The following is a 1,118-nucleotide window of genomic DNA, read 5'->3' as shown; positions in this document are numbered from 1 at the left end:
TCGGGACTCTACCATTTCCATTTCAGGCAGTATGACCCATCCGCCGGAGTATGGACTTCGGAGGATCCTATTGGTATTATTGGAGGAAATAACTTATACTCTTATGTCCATAATAATCCGATAAACAAGGTTGATTACTTTGGTCTATATCATGGTGATGAGCCTGACACACCATCTGCTGGAGAATTGGGAGTTGGTAATCCCGGATCTTATGGAGGTGAGAATACACAAGAAAGTATGTATGGTGATAATGGATATGGTACAGGGAATGATCCAGATAATGAATATGGAACAAATTATGGTGCTGTAGGAGTGGGCGCATTTTCGATTCGGACTTTTTTAGGATTAACATTGAAATTCATTGGCACGCTTCGTATAGGCATTGGGGGGTGGATGGTTAAAATCGGTCTAGCAGAAATAAAAGAAGGGTCAATTTGGGGTTTACATACAACGGCAGCAGGTGGGATTACAATTGGCTTTGGAGTATTTGAAAACTGGGCAGGTGATCAATTGTTAGATGACAATAGAGGTTCTGATTCCTGTAAAAACTAAACAAAAGATAGAACAATAACTTGTTGATAATTTTAGCGAGTTCAACATCAGTGATACTTTGAAATGACGAATAAAATATTGTGGTATGCACTAGATTTACTAGCATTAATTATCGGAGTTATTGTAGCTTCGCATATGATTAGGAAACAAAAGGGTTCTCCAAGAAAGAGGCTCACAAAAAGAGATGCTGTCAGTATGTTAAAAGGTTTTTTAGCTACATTTCTGGGACCTTTGCTGGCTGCATATTTATGTTCTTTTGGAACAGTTCATATTACAAAAGTGGTACTTTTTGCACTGTTTAGTTGGTTCTTGACAATTGCTATGTGCATGTTTATAAGGAAAAATCTGCTAAGCAGCATTCAAAGAAAAACCTCTGACGATCTTGAATATTATGTTTTTTACTTGTCGTTGATAATACCTAGTGTTTCGCTGTACTTGATGTTTTTGTATCTTTTTGCTCTTATTTCAAATCAGCTATTCCCGATGTAAATCTAAGTCATTGAAATTGCGCCATTCGGTAAAATCATCTTTCGTAAACATTTAATATGAAGTATGAACTTAATCTA

General features: G+C 36.7%; 1 protein-coding gene. It reads left to right on the top strand.

The window, feature by feature from the left end; all coding sequences use genetic code 11:
• Positions 1–552, top strand: a 552-nt coding sequence (locus BLQ17_RS22110) for an RHS repeat-associated core domain-containing protein (protein WP_143005624.1), incomplete at its 5' end; no start/stop codon positions are given.
• Positions 553–1,118 lie beyond the last annotated feature (566 nt).

It is taken from the genome of Desulforhopalus singaporensis (assembly GCF_900104445.1).
Classification (GTDB): Bacteria; Desulfobacterota; Desulfobulbia; order Desulfobulbales; family Desulfocapsaceae; genus Desulforhopalus_A; species Desulforhopalus_A singaporensis.
This window is presented reverse-complemented; position numbering and strand designations above follow the sequence as displayed.